Origin of the sequence: Oceanicola sp. S124 (assembly GCF_000220565.1) — a bacterium.
In the GTDB taxonomy this organism is placed as follows: Bacteria; Pseudomonadota; Alphaproteobacteria; order Rhodobacterales; family Rhodobacteraceae; genus Pseudooceanicola.
This window is the reverse complement of sequence record NZ_AFPM01000211.1, coordinates 1-18,070: the sequence shown is the minus strand read 5'-3', so window position 1 is coordinate 18,070 and position 18,070 is coordinate 1. Positions and strand designations below refer to the sequence as shown.

The 18,070-nt window shown below is 69.1% G+C and carries 14 protein-coding genes and 1 tRNA gene; 7 read left to right on the top strand and 8 right to left on the bottom strand.

The genetic code is table 11. The annotated features are described in order from the left end of the window. On the top strand, positions 1–202 hold a 202-nt coding region (locus tag OS124_RS0114800), incomplete at its 5' end, for an FCD domain-containing protein (protein WP_010140526.1). A 259-nt stretch (positions 203–461) separates the two neighbouring features. Here OS124_RS0114800 and mprF read toward each other — a convergent pair. Further along, the gene (gene mprF, locus OS124_RS0114795; RefSeq protein WP_010140525.1) at positions 462–3,029 is read right to left on the bottom strand and encodes a bifunctional lysylphosphatidylglycerol flippase/synthetase MprF; all 2,568 of its coding nucleotides are present in this window, start codon (positions 3,027–3,029) and stop codon (positions 462–464) included. Between the two features lie 511 nt (positions 3,030–3,540). On the opposite strand from mprF, the gene OS124_RS26145 reads away from it, so the two are divergent. Then, positions 3,541–4,062 (top strand): hypothetical protein, encoded by a 522-nt coding sequence (locus OS124_RS26145; RefSeq protein WP_010140523.1) that lies wholly within the window; start codon positions 3,541–3,543, stop codon positions 4,060–4,062. A gap of 305 nt (positions 4,063–4,367) precedes the next feature. On the opposite strand, the gene OS124_RS0114775 is transcribed toward OS124_RS26145, so the two are convergent. Continuing rightward, positions 4,368–4,451 (bottom strand) — tRNA-Leu (locus tag OS124_RS0114775). Positions 4,452–4,610: 159 nt separating this feature from the next. Between OS124_RS0114775 and mnmH the strand changes: the two genes are divergently transcribed. The 5 genes from mnmH (at position 4,611) to OS124_RS28065 (ending at position 9,794) form a co-directional block, all read left to right on the top strand. Further along, positions 4,611–5,675 carry a tRNA 2-selenouridine(34) synthase MnmH gene (mnmH, locus tag OS124_RS0114770; protein WP_029375468.1) on the top strand — a complete coding sequence of 355 codons (1,065 nt, stop codon included), beginning with the start codon at positions 4,611–4,613 and terminating at the stop codon, positions 5,673–5,675. Beyond that, positions 5,675–6,730 carry a selenide, water dikinase SelD gene (gene selD / locus OS124_RS0114765; RefSeq protein WP_010140520.1) on the top strand — a complete coding sequence of 352 codons (1,056 nt, stop codon included), beginning with the start codon at positions 5,675–5,677 and terminating at the stop codon, positions 6,728–6,730. The genes mnmH and selD overlap by 1 nt, the downstream gene beginning before the upstream one ends. A gap of 89 nt (positions 6,731–6,819) precedes the next feature. Next, the gene (locus OS124_RS0114760) at positions 6,820–7,662 is read left to right on the top strand and encodes a putative selenate ABC transporter substrate-binding protein (RefSeq protein ID WP_010140519.1); all 843 of its coding nucleotides are present in this window, start codon (positions 6,820–6,822) and stop codon (positions 7,660–7,662) included. After that, positions 7,662–8,321, top strand: coding sequence for an ATP-binding cassette domain-containing protein (locus tag OS124_RS0114755; protein ID WP_010140518.1), 660 nt, complete (start codon positions 7,662–7,664; stop codon positions 8,319–8,321). The genes OS124_RS0114760 and OS124_RS0114755 overlap by 1 nt, the downstream gene beginning before the upstream one ends. A gap of 849 nt (positions 8,322–9,170) precedes the next feature. Beyond that, entirely contained in the window at positions 9,171–9,794 is a 624-nt protein-coding gene (locus OS124_RS28065) for a PhnE/PtxC family ABC transporter permease (protein WP_237708122.1), read from the top strand. Here OS124_RS28065 and OS124_RS0114745 read toward each other — a convergent pair. From OS124_RS0114745 to OS124_RS0114720, 6 genes are all read right to left on the bottom strand, one after another. Then, positions 9,791–10,342, bottom strand: coding sequence for a hypothetical protein (locus OS124_RS0114745; protein ID WP_237708121.1), 552 nt, complete (start codon positions 10,340–10,342; stop codon positions 9,791–9,793). The genes OS124_RS28065 and OS124_RS0114745 overlap by 4 nt on opposite strands. Next, positions 10,339–11,007, bottom strand: coding sequence for a SatD family protein (locus OS124_RS0114740; RefSeq protein ID WP_010140517.1), 669 nt, complete (start codon positions 11,005–11,007; stop codon positions 10,339–10,341). The genes OS124_RS0114745 and OS124_RS0114740 overlap by 4 nt, the downstream gene beginning before the upstream one ends. A 110-nt stretch (positions 11,008–11,117) precedes the next feature. Beyond that, on the bottom strand, positions 11,118–14,597 hold the full coding sequence (locus OS124_RS0114735) for an error-prone DNA polymerase (protein WP_010140516.1): 3,480 nt from the start codon (positions 14,595–14,597) through the stop codon (positions 11,118–11,120). Then, positions 14,594–16,075: a Y-family DNA polymerase gene (locus OS124_RS0114730; protein WP_040607234.1), complete on the bottom strand. Its 1,482-nt coding sequence runs from the start codon at positions 16,073–16,075 to the stop codon at positions 14,594–14,596. Before OS124_RS0114730 ends, OS124_RS0114735 begins: the two co-directional genes overlap by 4 nt. Further along, positions 15,957–16,607 (bottom strand): ImuA family protein, encoded by a 651-nt coding sequence (locus tag OS124_RS0114725; protein ID WP_010140514.1) that lies wholly within the window; start codon positions 16,605–16,607, stop codon positions 15,957–15,959. Before OS124_RS0114725 ends, OS124_RS0114730 begins: the two co-directional genes overlap by 119 nt. 132 nt (positions 16,608–16,739) lie before the next feature. Continuing rightward, complete coding sequence (locus tag OS124_RS0114720) at positions 16,740–17,903, bottom strand: MFS transporter (RefSeq protein ID WP_010140513.1); 1,164 nt, start codon at positions 17,901–17,903, stop codon at positions 16,740–16,742. Between the last annotated feature and the right edge of the window lie 167 nt (positions 17,904–18,070).

The window sequence follows — 18,070 nt, the reverse complement described above, 5'->3', positions numbered from 1 at the left end:
GGCGAATTCGACCCTCGTGCAGATGATCAATGACCTGCGAGAGCGGGACCTGCCGGGCGACTGGTCGGGCTGGTCGGCGGCGACCCATCTCCGGCACTCAAGCGTCGATCACCTGGAAATGGCCGCCGCCGTCGCGGTGCGCGATGCAGAGCGGCTTCGCGCGCTGACCCATCAGCACCTGACCCGCTGGAAGCAGGGCTGAGCCCGGGCGCGACCGGGCAGGCATCTTACCCCCCTCCCGGGGCCGGGGGCGCCGCGAGGGGGGGCGGTCCGGTCTGATCCGGCGGGTTCTCCGGAAGAACCTTTGGCGTGGTTCGACAGCCTCCTCCAAGCAGGTGGGTGGCGCGTTCCACGCCTCGGGCCAGCGCGGCCAGTCGAGCGATACGCGCGTGTGGTCACATGAGGCTGACCAACGCCAGGGGACCGGAACGGGTCATGCCCTGTGAACCAGGATGGCCGCCTCAGCCATCACGACAGCCCTTGCTTGCCGGCGCGCGCCCGATCGCTCCGATCAGATCGCGGGCAATGGCCATGAGGTTCGCGCGCGGCGGCACGGCCACGTAGATCGGCTGCCACTTCGGGCCGAACTTCTGCTTGAAGGAGCGCAATCCCTCGAAGTTGTAGAACTGTCCGCCATGCCGGTAGACGAAGGCGCCAAGATGGGTGCTCATCCGCACGCCGCGGCGGGCTTCGAGACCGGACAGCGGCGCGTTGCCAAGGGAAAACTCGGCGTGACCGTCTTCCTTGAAATGCAACAGGAGAGAGGTGAACAGGAAATCCATGACGCCATTCGGGATGTCGTCGTGATGCCGCATCAGGTCGACCGAGGCGCGCGCCTTGACCTCGGTGAGCCAGAGATTGGCGAAGGCCACGATCCGCCCTTCGTGCCGGACCACGGCGATCGGGGTCCGGTTCAGGTAGTCGGGATTGAAGCTGCCGACGGAGAAGCCCTTCTCCTTGCCGATCTTGGATGCCAGCCAGGCATCCGAGATCTCCTTCAACTCGGACAGCAGGTCCGGATCATGCGGGGCAGGGAGCAGGTCGAACGTCAGCCCGTCCCGCCCTGCACGGGCGAAGGCCGCGCGCAGCTTCTTGCGGTCCGGCCCCTCAAGGGTGAACGCGCGCAGATCGACCACCGCCTCTTCGCCGAACTTGTGGGCGACCATGCCCATGTCGATCCAGGTCGTGGCGGAGGCCGCCGAGACCGAGTAGAACACCGGTCGCGCATTCGCGGCATAGGCAGCATCGTGGAAGTCCCAGGCCAGGGCCTGCAATTCGTCGGGACGGCCAATGGGGTCATGCAGGGCAATCCAGCTGCGCCCCTGCGTGCGATACATCAGGAAGCTGTTGCCCGAGGGCGAGAACAACAGGGCCTTGTCCCCGGTCAGGGCCACGGTGGCCTCGGGGCGCGGCTGGCCGGCGATGATCGCCTGCGCCCGGTCCAGCGTCTCTGCGTCGGGCAGCACCTCTGCCAGGCGTCCGGGACGCAGGGCATAGCGCAGCAGCAGCAATGTCAGGACCAGGAGCCCGACCAGCCCCGCCCGCATCGAGCGCGGCGCGCCGCGATCCGAGGCGAACTGCCACCAGAGGCTGGTCTCGTAGGGCACGGCCTTGTGCGCGAAGAAGAAGACCCCGGCAAGGGCGCCGACCAGGCAGGCCATCATCAGGATCCAGCGCAGGCCAAGCACGTTCCGGGTCAGACGGGTGGCGCGGTAGAACTCGTGCCGCGCAGGCAGCAGGATGAGCGCAGCCAGCCCGAGGATCACCGCCCGGTCATAGTCGATCCCGTGAACGAGGCTGACGACGGCCCCTGCCAGAAGGGACCCCATGGCAAGCCACCAGGCGCCCTCGACCCGTCGCAGCAGGCCATGCGCCACCACGAGAAGGCAGGCGCCGAGGGCGCTGGACAGCAGCGCGCCCCCTTCGACGAAGCCAAGTGGCAGCAGGATTTCAAGCTCTTCGGTCCATGCGCTCGTGGGGGGCAGCAGGGAGGCCAGCATCATGACGGCACCGGAGGCGAAGACCATGGCGGACATGGCCAGCGGCATGAGGGCCGAGATGGCCTTTTGCACCGGCGCCATGGCCGGCCCGAAGCGTTTCCCCAGGAAACGCGCTTCCCCAAGCGCCATGAGCGCGAGGGCCAGCGCGAAGGGCAGCAGGTAGTAGACGACGCGGAACAACAGCAGGCCCGCGGCAATCTGCGACACCGCCACGTTGCCGGGAAGGGCCGCGATGATCACGGTCTCGAAGACACCGACGCCGCCCGGGACATGGCTGATGACACCTGCCAGGACGGCGGCGGCATAGACGGCAAGGAAGCTGGCAAAGCCCACCCCGTCCGACGGCAGAAGAAGGTAGAGCGTGGTGGCTGCCATCAGCGTCTCGACGGCCACGAAGACGAATTGCCCCGCGATCAGGCCCGGCGTGGGCGCAGAGAGGGTCACGCCCCGCAGGGTTAGCGAGCCCTTGCGCGTCGCCAGCAGGACGATCACCGCGAGCGCCGCTGCCGCCACGGCCAGTGCCGTCCAGCGGATCGTGTCGGGCGACCAGGACAGCAGGTCGCCAAGGGCGTCCGGATGCCAGGCCAGCGCCAGCAGACCCACCAGGGTCGATCCGATCCCGAAGGAGACGGAGCTGAAGATCGAAATGCCCGCGATATCCACCGGCGACAGTCCGAGGGCCGAGTAGATGCGGTATCGTACCGCGCCCCCGGTAACGGGGCCAGCGCCCACGGTATTGCCGATGCCAAAGCCCAGGAACGATCCCGCTGCGGTGACCGAAAACGGCAGTCGGTGACCGATGTAGCGCAGGGCCGACCAGTCATAGCCGATCAGCGCCACGTAGCCCCCGAAGGTACAGAGCAGCGCCAGACCCAGAGTCGTGGCGGGCGTGCTCCGCACCATCGCCATGACATCCCGCAACTGCACGTCCCGCAGCAGGTGATAGAGGGCATAGCCGCCCAGGGCGAACAGGGCTGCCGTCACCAGATATGGCAGCAGCAGGCGAAGGTGGGACTTATTCTCGGTCATCTGGGTTCCTGTCTCTCCGTCGTGAGGAGTTGCCACCTTGGGCAAGCCAAGATCAATCCTTTGCAAGCGTTGTGCGGTGTTTCACGGACCACATCTCATGGATGTCGAAACCGGTCAGCAGGTGTGCCAGGACGGCCATGGCTGCCTGTCCTATCCGGTAAACCCGGACCAGGTTGGCGAGCGGTCTATGGACGAACATGATCCAGCCCGAGGCCTCCGGGCTGCTGGCCCCGGACAGCAGACAGAGCGTGCCAGTCCCGTCCATGACAGCGACAAGACACAGGCCCAAACCGTGAATGCCAGGGACCAGCGGGGTCTCGGGCCCATGTTCGGGAAGTGACATATGGCGCAGGCGGGCCAGGTGCAGGCGGATGTCGGTGCCTGACGAGCAGATTGATTATCCGTAATACGGCCTGCCCGCAGATTACCGATTTGCAATCTTGCCGTCAGGCGGGGGCGAAGATGCGCCCCCGGAACCGCCTCGTCCCTTCATGTGCCGAGATCCTGTCTCATGAAACAATTTCTGCTCGCCACGGCTCTGATCGCGGTTTCCGTCGCGGTCTTCTCGGGCGTGGAACACCATATACCGGCATTTGTCGCGGCCACCACGCAGCCCTTGCTGGGGACCATGTCGCTGTTCCAGACCATGGTGGTCGACACGCAGGCCATCGCGGCCAGCGGCGATCTGGTCGCGGCAGGCAAGCGGATCACCGATCTGGAGACCACCTGGGACGAGGCCGCGCCGACAGCAATGCCCGCCAGACCGGATGGCCCCGCCGCCTCCGGACCTGTCGCGCAGGTTTCGGGCATCGCCGTGACGGAGGCAGGCGGTCGCCCGATCGCCTGTGAAGGGATGCCGGGCGAGCTGAGAGAGGGCATGACCGCAGGCCGTGTGCCCACCGGGGCCAAGGCGCAGGTGAGCGACCTGCAGTCGAAGGCAGTTGAACGCTGCATTGCCGATGACGACCGCCGCGCTGATACGTTTTCGGCTCACGCGCTGGCACTCCTGACCCTGAAGGGACCCTCGACATGACCAGGCTGGCTTCAGAATGAATGTTCTGGAAGAGCTGCGGTCTACCACTCGAAATGCAGATGCTTTGGCTCCTGGCTGCATCGATGTCGTGGTCTACTCGCGGGCGCATGGGGGTGGCATTTACAACCGGCCCTGAAAGTGAGGGAGAGTGTGCAACGTTGGTGGGCAGTTGACCGCGAAGCTCATGCCGTGGTCGTGGAGTAAATCGTGAACGCAGGGGGCACCTGCGAAACAATTTGCGAAGCCGCCAACGGTCGGCATGTCCCGGGCAAAGGCGTTCTTGAGAAAGTCTTCTGAAATCAATGTGGTGCGGGTGAAGGGACTCGAACCCCCACGCCAAAGGCGCCAGAACCTAAATCTGGTGCGTCTACCAATTCCGCCACACCCGCATCCCACAGCGCGCGGGCGCTGCGTGGGCCGTGTACTAGCAAAGCCCCGGCGTGGATAGAAGAGAAAAACGTGCCCCCTCGCGTGCTTCTGCGCTGCCGCCGCGCCGGGCGCGCAAGCCGGAGCTTCCCCGGCGCGCCCCTTTGGGCTATCTGCGGGACATGCCGATCAAGCTGACTTCCCTCTCCGACCTCGCCCTGCTGGACTTCGACGAGATCATCGACGTCCGGGCCCCCGCCGAATTCGCCGACGACCACCTGCCGGGCGCCATCTCGCTGCCGGTGCTGGATGACGCCGAGCGGGCCCGTGTCGGCACGATCTACAAGCAGGTGTCGCCCTTTACCGCGCGCAAGGTCGGCGCGGCGCTGGTGTCGCGCAATGCGGCGCGCCATCTCGAGGGGCCGCTGGCGGATCGTGACGGCAGCTGGCGTCCGCTGGTCTATTGCTGGCGGGGTGGGCAGCGCTCGGGCTCCTTTGCGATCATCCTGCGGCAGGTCGGCTGGCGGGTCGAGACCATCGAAGGGGGCTACAAGGCCTTCCGCGGACTGGTGGTCGATGCGCTTTACGAACAGCCCTTCCCGGCGCCGATGGTGCTGCTGGATGGCAATACCGGCTCGGCCAAGACCGAGCTTCTGCACCTGCTGAAGGCGGGGGGCGTGCAGGTTCTGGACCTCGAGGGGCTGGCAAATCATCGCGGCTCGCTTTTCGGGGCCATGGGGCCGCAGCCGCAGCAGCGCGGCTTCGAGACGGCGGTGGCGATGGAGCTGGCGCGGCTGGATCCTACGCGGCCCGTGTTGGTCGAGGCTGAAAGCTCGAAGGTGGGCAACTGCCGGGTGCCGCCAGCGCTGTGGACGGCGATGAAATCCGCGCCGCGCATCGTTCTGAACGCTCCGCTGGACCAGCGTGCGGCCTATCTGACGCGCGCCTATGGCGACGTGATCGCCGATGAGGCCCGGCTGCACGATACGCTGGACAGCCTGCGCCCTTACCTTGCGGGTGAACAGGTCGATGCCTGGCACGCCCAGGCCCGCACCGGAGACTTCACCGCACTGGCGCGCAGCCTGATGGAAGTCCGCTATGATCCGGGCTATGCGCGTCACCGCGCCCGCATGGATCCGGCCCGGGTGTCCGAAATCGAGGCCCCCAGCCTTGCCCCCGAAGACCTGCCCGGACTGGCCGCCCGCATCGCGGCGCGCGTCACCGAGCTTTCGACAGGAGAGACCTGATGTCCGATACCAAGCATCCCGCCGAACCCCGCCTGACCTCGCTCAGCCATGGCGGCGGCTGCGGCTGCAAGATTGCGCCCGGCGTGCTCTCGGATCTGCTGAAGGGGACAAAGGCGCTGCCGGTGCCCGAGGAACTGCTGGTCGGCATCGGCTCCAGCGACGATGCGGCGGTGTTCAAGCTGTCCGAGGATCAGGCCATCGTCGCCACCACCGACTTCTTCATGCCCATCGTCGATGATCCCGAGCACTTCGGCCGCATCGCGGCGACCAATGCGATCTCGGATGTCTATGCCATGGGGGGCCGGCCACTGTTCGCGCTGGCGGTGGTCGGCATGCCGGTCAACACGCTCTCGGGCGAGACCATCGGCAAGATCCTGGAAGGCGGTGCCAAGGCAGCCGCCGACGCGGGCATTCCGGTCGCCGGCGGGCACACGATCGACTCGGTCGAGCCGATCTACGGGCTTGTCGCCATCGGCGTGGTCGATCCCCGCCGCATGAAGCAGAACGACACGGCGCAGGCCGGCGACGTGCTGGTGCTGGGCAAGCCGCTTGGCGTCGGCATCTACTCGGCGGCGCTGAAGAAAGAGGCTCTGGCCCCCGCGCTCTATGACCGGATGATCGAGACGATGACCCGCCTGAACACCCCGGGCCCCGAGCTGGCGGCGCTGGAAGGCGTCCATGGGATCACCGATGTGACGGGCTTCGGCCTTGCCGGGCATACGCTGGAGATGGCGCGCGGTTCGGGTTTGCGGGCGCAGATCGACTGGGCCTCGGTGCCGATGCTCGACGAGGTGCGCGCGCTGGCCGAGGCCGGGAACATCACCGGCGCCTCGGGGCGCAACTGGGCCAGCTACGGCGAAGAGATCACCCTGGGCGAGAGCCTTGACGAGATCGACCGGGCGCTGGCCTGCGATCCGCAGACCTCGGGCGGGCTGCTGGTCGCCTGCGCCCCCGAAACGGTCGAGGCGGTGCTGGAGACTTTCGCCCGCCATGGATTCGACGCCGCCGCTTCCGTGGGCCGCATGGCCCCCGGCGCCGGTGTCAGCATCGCCTGAGCCGTCGGCCGGGCACCTGTGAAAGTCCGCGCAAGCGGCGCAAGCGGGGCAGGGCGCCCCAGCCGAAACCCCTACCAGAGAGAGGTCCCATGATACGCCTTGCTGTCCTCCTGTCGCTGCTGGCAAGCACCGCCAGCGCCGAAACGCTCTATTTCTCGGCCATCCCCGATGATGACGAGACCAAGCTGGTCGAGCGCTTCGGCGCCGTGGCCGATTACCTCTCGGAAGAACTGGGCGTCGATGTCGCCTATGTGCCGGTGAAGAACTACGCCGCCGCCGTGCTGGCCTTCCGCAACGACCAGATCCAGCTTGGCTGGTTCGGGGGCCTCTCGGGCGTGCAGGCGCGCGCGCTGGTGCCCGGCTCGACCGCCATCGCCCAGGGCGAGGAAGACCAGAGCTTCGTCACCTATTTCATCGCCAACGAGGCCACGGGGATCGAGGCCTCGGAGGACTTTCCGGATATCGCGGGACGCAGCTTCACCTTCGGCTCGCAGGGGTCGACCTCGGGCCGGCTGATGCCGGAATTCTACATCCGCGAGAAGACCGGGCAGGCGCCGGAGGCGCTGTTCTCGGAGGTCGGTTTCTCGGGTGATCACGGTCAGACGCTGCGGCTGGTCGCCTCGGGCGCCTACGAGGTCGGGGCGCTGAACTACACCGTCTACGATCAGGCCAAGGCCGAGGGCGCGCCGGAAGCGGCGCAGGCTCATGTGATCTGGCAGACCCCGCCCTATCCCGACTATAACTGGACCATCCGGGGCGACGTGGATGCGCGCTTTGGCGAGGGCTTCACCGCAAGGGTGCAGGAGGCGCTGCTGTCGCTGACAGACGAGGACCTGCTGGCCTCCTTCCCGCGCGCGGCCTTCGTGCCGGCTGACAACAGCTTCTACCAGCCCATCGAGGACACGGCGCGCCAGCTCGACATCATCGACTGATGACGCCGCTTGTCGCGCTGCGCGGGGAACGGCTGGGATGGGGCGACAGCGCCGTCCTGGCCGATATCTCGCTGGAGATACGGCCCGGAGAGCGCATCGCGCTTCTGGGCCGCAGCGGGGTGGGGAAATCCACCCTGCTGGCGGCGCTCGGCCAGAGGATCACGGGCGCCCGAGTGGCTCTGGTGCCGCAGGATCAAGGGCTGGTCGGGGCGCTGTCGGTCTTTCACAACTGCTGGATGGGGCGGCTGGACGACGCGGGCACGGCACGCAACCTGCGGATCCTGCTGCGCCCCTCGGCATCCGAGCGGGCCGAGGTCGAGGCGGTGCTGGAGCGGGTCGGTCTGGCGGGCCTCGGGCGGCGCCGGGTCGCGGAGCTGTCGGGCGGCCAGCGCCAACGTGTCGCCCTGGCGCGCGCGCTGCTGCGCGGGGGCGCCGTGGTGCTGGGGGACGAGCCGGTCTCGGCGCTGGATCCTTCGCAGGCGGCGGCCCTGCTGGCCGAGCTTTCGGGGCAGTTCGAAACCTCGGTTCTGGCGTTGCATGACCTTGATCTTGCACGGGACTTTGCCACGCGGATCATCGGCCTGAAAGCCGGCGGCCTGGTGCTGGATGCGCCGGTGGCCGCCTGTGACCGCGCCCGCCTGATGGAGCTTTACGCATGAGTCCGCCGCGCCGCATCGCCCTGGGCCTTGTGGCGGCGACCCTGCTGGCGTTCTGGCTGGCGGACCTTTCGGCGTCGCGCCCTGATCCCTGGCTGACGCTGGCGCGGATCGGGCAGGGGCTGGTCTCGCCCGACTTTTCCGACCCCGCCAGCCTGGCCCATGCGGCGCTGCTGACCGTGGCCTTCGCGCTCTGCGGCGTGGCGCTTGGCGCCCTGGCGGGTCTTGTGCTGGCGCCGCTCTACCACCTGCGCGCGGTGCGGCTGCCCTGCATCGCCATCCGCGCCCTGCACGAGCTGTTCTGGGCCCTGCTGCTGATGAACCTGACCGGGCTGTCGCCGCTGACCGGCGTGCTGGCCATCGGTCTTCCTTACGCGGGGATCTTCGCCAAGGTGTTCTCGGAATACCTCGACGAGGCCGATGCCCGCTCTGCCGCCGCCCTGCCGCCGGGCACCGGGCGCGTCACCGCGCTGGTCTGGCAGCGCTATCCGCAGGTGCTGGGGCAGGTGGCCTCCTACACGCTTTACCGGCTGGAATGCGGGCTGCGCAGCTCGGCGGTGCTGGGTTTCATCGGCCTGCCGACGCTGGGGTTCCAGCTAGAGACCTACTTTCGTCAGGCCCAGTACGACCGGGCCGTGGTGGTGCTGGGGGTCTTCTTCCTGCTGATCCTGCCGATCCGCCACTGGGCGCGCTGGCGGCTGATGCCGCTCTACCTGCTGGCAAGCCTCTGGGCGCTGGCGCGCATCGAGGTGCCGCCCATGGGGTCGGGCGCCCTTGGGCGCTTCCTGTCCGACATCACCCCGGCGCCGCTGCGCACCGGTGCCGAGTGGGGGGGATTGGCTGGACAAGGTCTTGGTGCAGCAGGCCTGGCCGGGCGTGGTCGATACACTGGTGCTGGGACAGCTGGCGCTGGTGCTGGCCGGCGTGCTGGCGGCGCTGGCCTTCCCGCTGATCGTGCCGCGTGTCGCGGGGCGGATCGGGGCGCAGCTTGGCCACGCCCTGCTGGTGCTCTTCCGCTCGACACCGGAATACATGCTGGCCTTCCTGCTGCTGCAGATCCTCGGCCCCTCGATGCTGCCCGCCGTGCTGGCGCTGGCGCTGCACAACGGGGCGATCATCGCGCATCTGCTGGGGCGCCAGGCCGAAACGCTTCCTCTGCGCACCGACGCGCCGCGCGGCCTGACCCTCTGGGGATGGGAGCTGCTGCCGCGCCTTCAGGGCAATTTCCGCGCCCTCTGCCTCTATCGCTGGGAGATCATCCTGCGCGAGAGCGCCATTATGGGGGTGCTGGGCCTGGGAACGCTGGGGTTCTACGTGCAGAAGACCCTGGAAGAGCTGCGGCTGGACCGGATGGCGGCGCTGCTGCTGGTGACGGTGCTGCTGACTCTGGCGGTGGACAGCCTGTCCCGCTCCCTGCGCCGGGCAGTGCTGCCACAGGACCGGGTGCGGATAGAAGGCGGGCGGGGGCGCGCCTAGCCGCCGGTGGCCGGGCCCAGCAGGTCCATCAGCCAGCCATGCAGGTCGAGCCCCAGCCGGTCATCGTAGATCAGCCATCCGCAGGCCACGAGGCCGGCCCAGAGCAGGCTGAACAGCGAGCCGACAAGGAAGTATTCCGCGAAGGTCTTGTCATCCAGTTCCTTGAAACGGCCGACGGTCTTCAGGGCGATGACGGCAGCCATGACGTTCCACGACTGGGTCAGGATGCCGAGGGCCAGGATCAGTCGCTCCAGCGTGCCGATGACGCGCCCGGCGCGGGCCTTGCCGCCCTCTGCCGCTGTCGTCTCGGGGCCGGTTGCTGCGGTGGCGTCCATCTCGTCGGCCACCTCTGCGGCCGTCCCGTCCCTGCCAGGCCGCGCAGGGGGCGTGTCCGGGCCGGGGCGGGGCCCGGCGCTGAGCCCGGTGAGACGGAACAGCAGTCGGCAGGCGGCATTCCCGCCCCACCCAAGCAGTACCAGCGCCACGAGGGTATAGAGCACCGCATGGAGCACGGCGTAGAGCATGTCCGGGGTCTCGGGTGGTGTCATGGCGTCATCCCCAATTGCATGTCCAGGGCGGCCAGCGTGCTTTCCAGCGCCTTCCACTGCATCTCGTAGGCATCATAGCTGCCCGAGCTGCGCACCTTGTAGATGCTGTGCACCCCGACGCCGCGCCGGGCCGCCAGCTCCTTCGGGGTCAGCCCCGAGAGCAGGGCCTCGATGTCCTGGCGCTGGCGGTCGGTCCAGCCGGTCTCGATGGCGGTCATGCCGGCGCCGATGGCTTCGAGCAGGGTTTCGGTGCCCGCCGCCTCGGGCAGCGAGAAGCGGTAGAGCGTGACCGGGGTCTTCAGTTGCAGCTTCTCGCGGGCCCGCGCCAGTCCGGGGCCCATCATGTTCCAGGCGCGCTCGGGGTTCACGGCCGTCTGCAACTGCACCACACCGAGGACAAAGCGGCAGTCCACCCCGTCCTGCTTCAGCCCGAAGCGCAGTGCCCGCAGGATCGGCAGCGCCGAGGAGAGGCTGCGGGTCAGCCCCTGGAATTCATCCCCCAGCGTGATGGTCAGCGGCGAGGCCAGCGCCCCGGCATGGGCGGCGTTCTGCGCGTCGATTGCAGCGTTGAAGGCCGCGTGCAGCGCCCGGGCCGAGAGGGCCCGTTCGCTCTGCACGATGTCGCCCATCAGCACCGCATGGGGAAGAGAGGTGGCGTCGGTCATGGCGGGAGGATGTCATGTAACCATATTTGGGTCAATTGTGATTTGTGCCCCTTTATGGGTACATTCCTGTTTCGACCCGTTTTCGGGACAACCGCGCGGCTGCGCGGGCCTCAGTGGAAATCCCGGCTTGGAAACAGGCGCTTGGCCTGCTCACGGGGATGCCGCGCCGAGGGCCCCAAGGGGCGGGGGCGCGGCGCGTCATCGCCCGCTGGATGGGTCACGCCGACCTGCTCGCTGAGGGGGTGGCCCATGTCGGACAGGCGATGCGACAGGTCCTCGACATGCTCGGCGATCAGGTGGACGACGATGCCCTCACGCTCGATCCGCCCCGTGACGCGCAAGAGGCGCCCGCCCATGACCGCACGGCGGTAGCGTTCATAAAGCTTCGGCCAGACCACCACGTTGCAGACCCCGCTTTCATCCTCGAGCGTGATGAAGATCACGCCTGAGGCGGTGCCGGGCCGTTGCCGGGTGATCACCAGCCCGCAGACCGAGATCCGCCCGGGCGCGATGGTCTCAAGCTCCCGGTGCGGGGTCAGGCCGGGGAGGGCCGGGCGCAGCAGCTCCATCGGGTGGGCGCGCAGGCTGAGGCGCAGGGCGACGTAATCCTCGACCACCTCTTCGCCCAGGTGCATGGGCGGCAGGGTGACGGCGGGCTCCACGCCGCCCTCGCCATCCAGCGCATCGTCGAACAGCGGCAGCGGCTTGGGCGCGCGGATCGCCCGCACGGCCCAGAGCGCATCGCGCCGGGTCAGGCCCTGGACTGCGAAGGCATCCGCCTCGGCCAGGCGCTCCAGCGCGGCAGGCGCAAGACCCGCGCGCAGCCAGAGGCTTTCGGGATCGGGATAGCCATTGCCACGCGCCGCGACGATCCAACCCGCGTCCTCTTCGCGGAAGCCCTTGATCTGGCGGAACCCGAGGCGCAGGGCCAGCGCACCATCGGTGCGCCGTTCCAGCTTGTTGTCCCAGTGCGAGGCGTTGACGCAGACCGGGCGCACCTCGATCCCGTGCTCGCGGGCATCGCGCACGATCTGGGCGGGGGCGTAGAAGCCCATGGGCTGCGAGTTCAGCAGCGCGCAGGCGAAGACCGCCGGATGGTGCCGCTTCAGCCAGGACGAGACATAGGTCAGCATGGCGAAGGCGGCGGCATGGCTTTCGGGGAAGCCGTAATCGGCGAACCCCTCGATCTGGGAGAAACAGAGCGCCGCGATCTCGGGATCGTAGCCGTTGGACAGCATGCCGTTGATGAACTTGTCGCGGAAGACGCCGATGGTGCCCATGCGGCGGAAGGTCGACAGCGACCGGCGCAGGCGGTCGGCCTCTTCGGGGGTGAAGCCCGCGCCCACCACGGCGATCTGCATCGCCTGTTCCTGGAAGAGCGGCACGCCGAGGGTCTTGGCGGTGACCTCGGCCAGGGCGGGGCCGAAGGGCTCGGGCTCTTCGCGGCCCTGGCGGCGGCGGATGTAGGGCTGCACCATGCCGCCCTGGATCGGGCCGGGGCGGACGATGGCCACCTCGATCACCAGGTCGTAGAAGGTGCGCGGGCGCATCCGGGGCAGGAAGTTCATCTGCGCCCGGCTTTCCACCTGGAAGACCCCGATGGCATCGGCGCGACAGAGCATGTCGTAGGTCGGCCCGTCCTCCTGTGGCACGCTCTCAAGCGTCAGGCGCTGCTTCTCGTGTTCCTCGATCAGCTCGAAGCTCTTGCGCAGGCAAGTCAGCATCCCGAGGCTGAGCACATCCACCTTGAGGATGCCAAGCGCGTCGATATCGTCCTTGTCCCATTCGATCACGGTGCGGTTCTCCATCGCCGCGTTCTCGATCGGGCAGAGGGCATCCAGCCGCCCCCGGGTGATGACGAAGCCGCCGACGTGCTGGGACAGGTGACGCGGAAAGCCGACGATCTCGCCGATCAGGCGGATGGTCTGGGCCAGGCGCCGGTCCTCGGGGTCCAGCCCCAGTTCACGGATGCGGTCGGGGTCGGCGCCCTTGTCGGACATGCCCCAGATCTGCCCCGCAAGGCTGGCGGTCACGTCCTGGGACAGCCCCATCACCTTGCCGACCTCGCGGATCGCCGCGCGCGAGCGGAAGTGGATCACCGTGGCACAAAGCCCGGCGCGGTCGCGGCCGTAGCGTTCGTAGATCCACTGGATGACCTCCTCGCGGCGCTCATGTTCGAAATCCACGTCGATATCCGGCGGCTCGCCGCGGTGGCGCGAGATGAAACGCTCGAAGACCATGCCGATCATGTCGGGGCTGACATCGGTGATGCCGAGCGCCCAGCAGAGGATCGAATTGGCCGCCGAGCCGCGCCCCTGGCAGAGGATGCCGATACTGCGCGCATAATCCACGATATCGTGGACGGTCAGGAAATAGGCCGCGAAACCAAGCTCTTCGACCAGCGCCAGTTCCTTTTCGGCCAGGGCATAGTAGTGGTCGGGGATGCCATCCGGGCAGCGGCGGCGAAGCCCTGCGCGCACCAGCCGGTCGAGGCGGTCCTGGGCGGGTTCGCCCTGGCTGGCCTCGTCGGGGTATTCATAGCTGAGGTCCGAGAGGTCGAAGGCGCAGCGGTCGGCGATCTCCAGGCTGCGGCGCAGGGCGGCGGGGTGGCGGCGGAAGAGGCGGGCCATGTCGGCGGGCCCCTTCAGGCGGCGTTCGGCATTGGGCAGGGCGCGGGTGCCGATCTGGTCGATGGTGCAGCCCGTCCGCAGGCAGGTCAGCACATCGGCCAGCTGGCGCCGCGCGGCCTGGTGCATCAGCACGTCGCCGACCGCGACCATGGGGGCCGAGGCGCGCAGGGCGATATGCGCGCAGGTGTCGAACCACTGCTGGTCAGAGCCGTCGTAGCGCGGTGCCGCGCCCAGGAAGACATGGCCCGGAAAGCGGCGCTGCACGGCCTGCACGGGGCGCAGGGCAAGCTCGGGATCGCCGGGCAGGGCGATCAGGATCAGCCCCTGTCCATGGGCCAGCAGGTCGTCGGTGAAGAGGGTGCATTGCCCCTTTTCGGCGCGCCGCTTGCCCAGCGTCAGCAGCTGCGAGAGGCGTTCATAGGCGCCACGGTCGGTGGGCAGGGCGATCCACTCGACCGGGCAGTCCTGCAGCACCAGACGGCAGCCGGTCAGCAGGCGGGGCAGCGCAGGCGCAGGGGGCAGGGGCAGGTCGGCGCCGCCGTAGTTCCGGCGCGACGAGGGGTCCTGGCGCTGCTGCGAGCGGATCGGCAGGCCCGCTTCGCCCTCTTCGGCGGCGCGCTTCAACTCCTTCAGGGCCGAGAAGGCGCGCACCACCCCGGCCAGCGAGTTGCGGTCGGTGATGGCGATGGCGGAAAGGCCAAGCTCGGCGGCGCGGGTGACCAGTTCCTCGGGGTGCGAAGCCCCTGTCAGGAAAGTGAAATTCGAGGTGACGCAGAGCTCGGCATAGCCTGTCTCCTGCGTATCCGGCGGGGTGACGAGGGGCGGCAGGGCCTGCCCCGGCTGCGCCCCGCGCCCGGCCCCAAGGGGCGAGAGATGCTGGTGCAGGACGGCTTCGGAAAGCAGCGCGAAGGGCGGCGGGGTGTCGGGCAGAGCGGGCGCAGGGACGGGTGTCGGGGTCATGCGAATTCCCCCTCGACGAACCAGCCCGGATCCTGCGGGGTGTGAAACAGCCAGAGGCGGCGCCCTTGCCGGGTCTCCACCAGCCAGTAGTCGCGCAGGCCCCTGCGCCAGTCGGGGTCGTCGAACCACCATTCCGGGGCGATACGCTCGGGGCCCGTGGCGCGGGCGGTGACAAGGGCCATGCGGCGCCAGCGGAAACGTTCTGGCGGGCGGGCGCCCTGGCCGGCGATGGGTTCGGGGGAGAACAGGCGCAGGGGGCGCGGGCGGGGCGGCACCCAACCCTGGCCGGGGGCGGACCATGCGGCGGGCAGGGTGCGGAAGGCGCGGGTCGGGATATGGCTGTCGGCGGGCTGGAAATGCAGCACGTTCTCCAGGCCGATGCGGGTGCCGATGCGGGTCAGAAGATCCTCCAGCCGGGCGTTCCCGCCACCTTCACTTCGCACTCCAAGTTGTTGGGCGGGAAGGGGTTCCACCTGCGTCGCCTCAAGCCGCATCTGGTCGATGCCAAAGCCCGCGTCGATGCCTTCCAGCCCGCGCTGGAACAGCGGCAGGATGCGCGCGGCATCGCGCATCGGTGCGGCCAGCCGCAGCTCGACCTGGCGGCTGTCACGATCGACCCGGCGCAGGGTCAGGCAGAGACGGCGGGCGCCGGTCTCGTGCTGCTGCAGCGTCTCGCAGAGGCGGGAAAGCAGGCGACGGGTGCCCTCGGTCACGTCCTCGAGCAGGCCGATGGGGTCGGGCAGGGTCAGGCGGGTGGCGTAATGGGGCGGCTCGGCCCCGGGGCTGACCGCCTCGCCCTGACGGCCCATGGCCTGATCCAGGCGGGCCAGCGGGCCGGGGCCGAAGCGACGGGCCAGGGGCGCGCGGGCTGTGGTTTCCAGATCGCCCACATGGCGCAGCCCGAGGCGTTCGAGGCCGGTGATATCGGCGGCCTCAAGCCGCAGGGCGGCGACCGGCAGGGGCGCCAGCGCGGCGGCGGTCTGCCCCGGCGCGGCGCGGCCCGGGGCGTGATGCGCCAGAGCCCAGGCCGCACCGCGCGTATCGGCCAGCCCGACCTGCAGGGAAAGCCCGGCCCGGGCCGCGCGGTGCTGCATGTCTGAGAGCATTTCTTCTTCTCCGCCAAGGAGATGCGCGGCGCCGCTAATGTCCAGCATCAAGCCGTCGCGGCCATCGGTGGCCACCCAGGGGCAATAGCGCATGGCCCATCTGCGCAGCACGGCAAGGAAGGCGGCATCACGGTCGGGGCGCGCCGGATCGGTCATCAGCCCGGGACAGAAGGCGCGCGCGTCGGCCAGGCTCATCCCGCGCGACAGGCCGGCGGCCTCGGCGGCACGGTTGAGGCAGTAGAGCCGCTCGCTGTTAGCTTCGAGCAAGGTCAGCGCGAAGGGGCCCTCCAGCGGGCGCGCCCGCAGAACCCGGTCGCTGGGCAACCGGGGAAACCACATCGAGACGATACGTCTTCCGGTTCCAGCGCACATCCCAGGCCCCTGTTGTTCCTGATTTGTTCTTTATAAGGGCCCAGTGCATCAAAGTCGAGTCCCCGGGGGTGGTGCCGGGCATGGTGCGGGCCTCTCTGCCCGGGCCCTGGTCCAGCAGCGGGGTAACGCGCCAGCGGCTCTCGGCGGCGTTGGAGCCCATGCCCTCGGGGATCAGGCAGAGGCCGGTGGTGCCCCCGGCCCGGGCCGCCAGTTGCATCCGTCGCCCCTCGCGCAGGTCGAGGGGCCGGGTGATCTCGATCACCGCCAGGGCCACGGCGCCGTCGCGCAGCGCCTCTTCGGCCACGGCCAGAGCATCGACGGCCGAGGCGGCATTGGCCAGCACCAGCCGGGCGGGGTCGAAGAAATCGACCAGTCCCAGCGGGTTGAGGCGGTCCGGCTGCCAGGCCTCGCGGATCCAGATCAGCGCGCCGGCGCGGGCGCGGGCGCAGGTGACGGCGGCAAAGGCGGTGGCGCCGGGGCCGCAGACCTCGTGCACGCGGGCGGGATGCAGGGGGAAGGCATTCTGGAACATGGCGACGGTAAACGGACAGGGGCGGACGCAGGCAGGGTGAGCGAGGGTGGGTCGGCGCGACGGCGAATCGCCGCGCCGGTTGTTCTCACTCTGTTCTACATCCGGGAAAGGCCTGCTCCAAGCCCTGAAGCCTCACCGTGCCGTGACGACCCGTGCCAGCAGGGGCACCAGGGTGACCAGCAGCGCCAGGCCCCAGAAGGCCGCGCCAAGGCTGGTGGCCTCGGCGACGAAGCCGATCACCGCCGGCCCCATGAGGATGCCCGCATAGCCGGTGGTGGTGACGGCGGCGATGGCCAGCGAGGGTGGCATGGCGCGCTGGCGCCCGGCGGCAGAAAAGAGGATCGGCACCATGTTGGCGATTCCCAGGCCGATCAGCGCGAAGCCCAGCAGGGCCAGCACCGGCCAGGGGGCCAGCAGCAGCAGCCCGAAGCCGCTCAGGGTCAGCCCGCCGCCCAGCACCAGCACGCGGCGGTCTCCGAGGCGGGTGATGATGCGGTCTCCGGTCAGCCGGGCCAGCACCATGGCCGCCGAGAGGGTCATGTAGCCGAGCCCCGCGCTTTCAGGGCTGAGCAGCCCGCGTTCCAGCACCAGTAGTGCCCCCCAGTCCAGCATGGCGCCCTCGGTCAGGAAGGCCACGCCCGCCAGCACCGCCAGCACCAGCACCAGCCCGCGCGGCAGCACGAAGGGCTCGGGCGCGCCGCCACGGGCGCGCAGGAAGCGGGGCATGGCGTAGATCACCGCAAGGAAGGTCAGCACGGCCCCCAGCAGGGCGGCAGGCAGCGGTGCGGTGCCCAGCGACAGCAGCAGCGTCGTCATTCCCGCCCCGGCGAAGTTGCCGAGGGAGAAGAGGCCGTGGAAGCCCGACATCAGCGGCCGCCGCGAGCGCTCCTCGACCTCGACGGCGTGGATGTTCATCGCCACGTCGATCATCCCCAGAGAGGCCCCGAAGAGCGCCAGCGCCGGGGCCAGCAGCCAGATCGAGGGGGCCAGCGGCAGCAGCGGCAACACCAGGGCCATGCCGAAGCCGCCGGTCAGGATCAGCGCCCGCGCGCCGATGCGCGAGACCAGCAGCCCGGTCAGCGGCATGGCGGTGACGGACCCAAGGCCGAGGCAGAGCAGCAGCAGCCCAAGCTGGGCCTCGTCGGCGCCGATCCGCGTCTTGACGAAGGGGATCAGCGGCGCCCAGCAGGCCACGGCGAAGCCCGAGGCGAAGAAGGCCAGCCGGGTCGCCAGGCGGGCGGCGGCGGTGCGGTTGCCCTCGATGGTCTCGGAGGGCTCTCGGGTCAGGTCGGTCATGGCGCATCCAGTGTCTGCCGCAAGGACATGAAGGTGGCAGGAAGGGGGCCGGAAGGGGCCGGGATCAGGGGGAAGAGGCGCGCTTGGCTCACCTCGGGAAACGACAGATCACGGCGGCGGCAAAGGCGCAAGCCCGGGGCGGCGCAGGGGCGGCGGCGCGGGCGGGC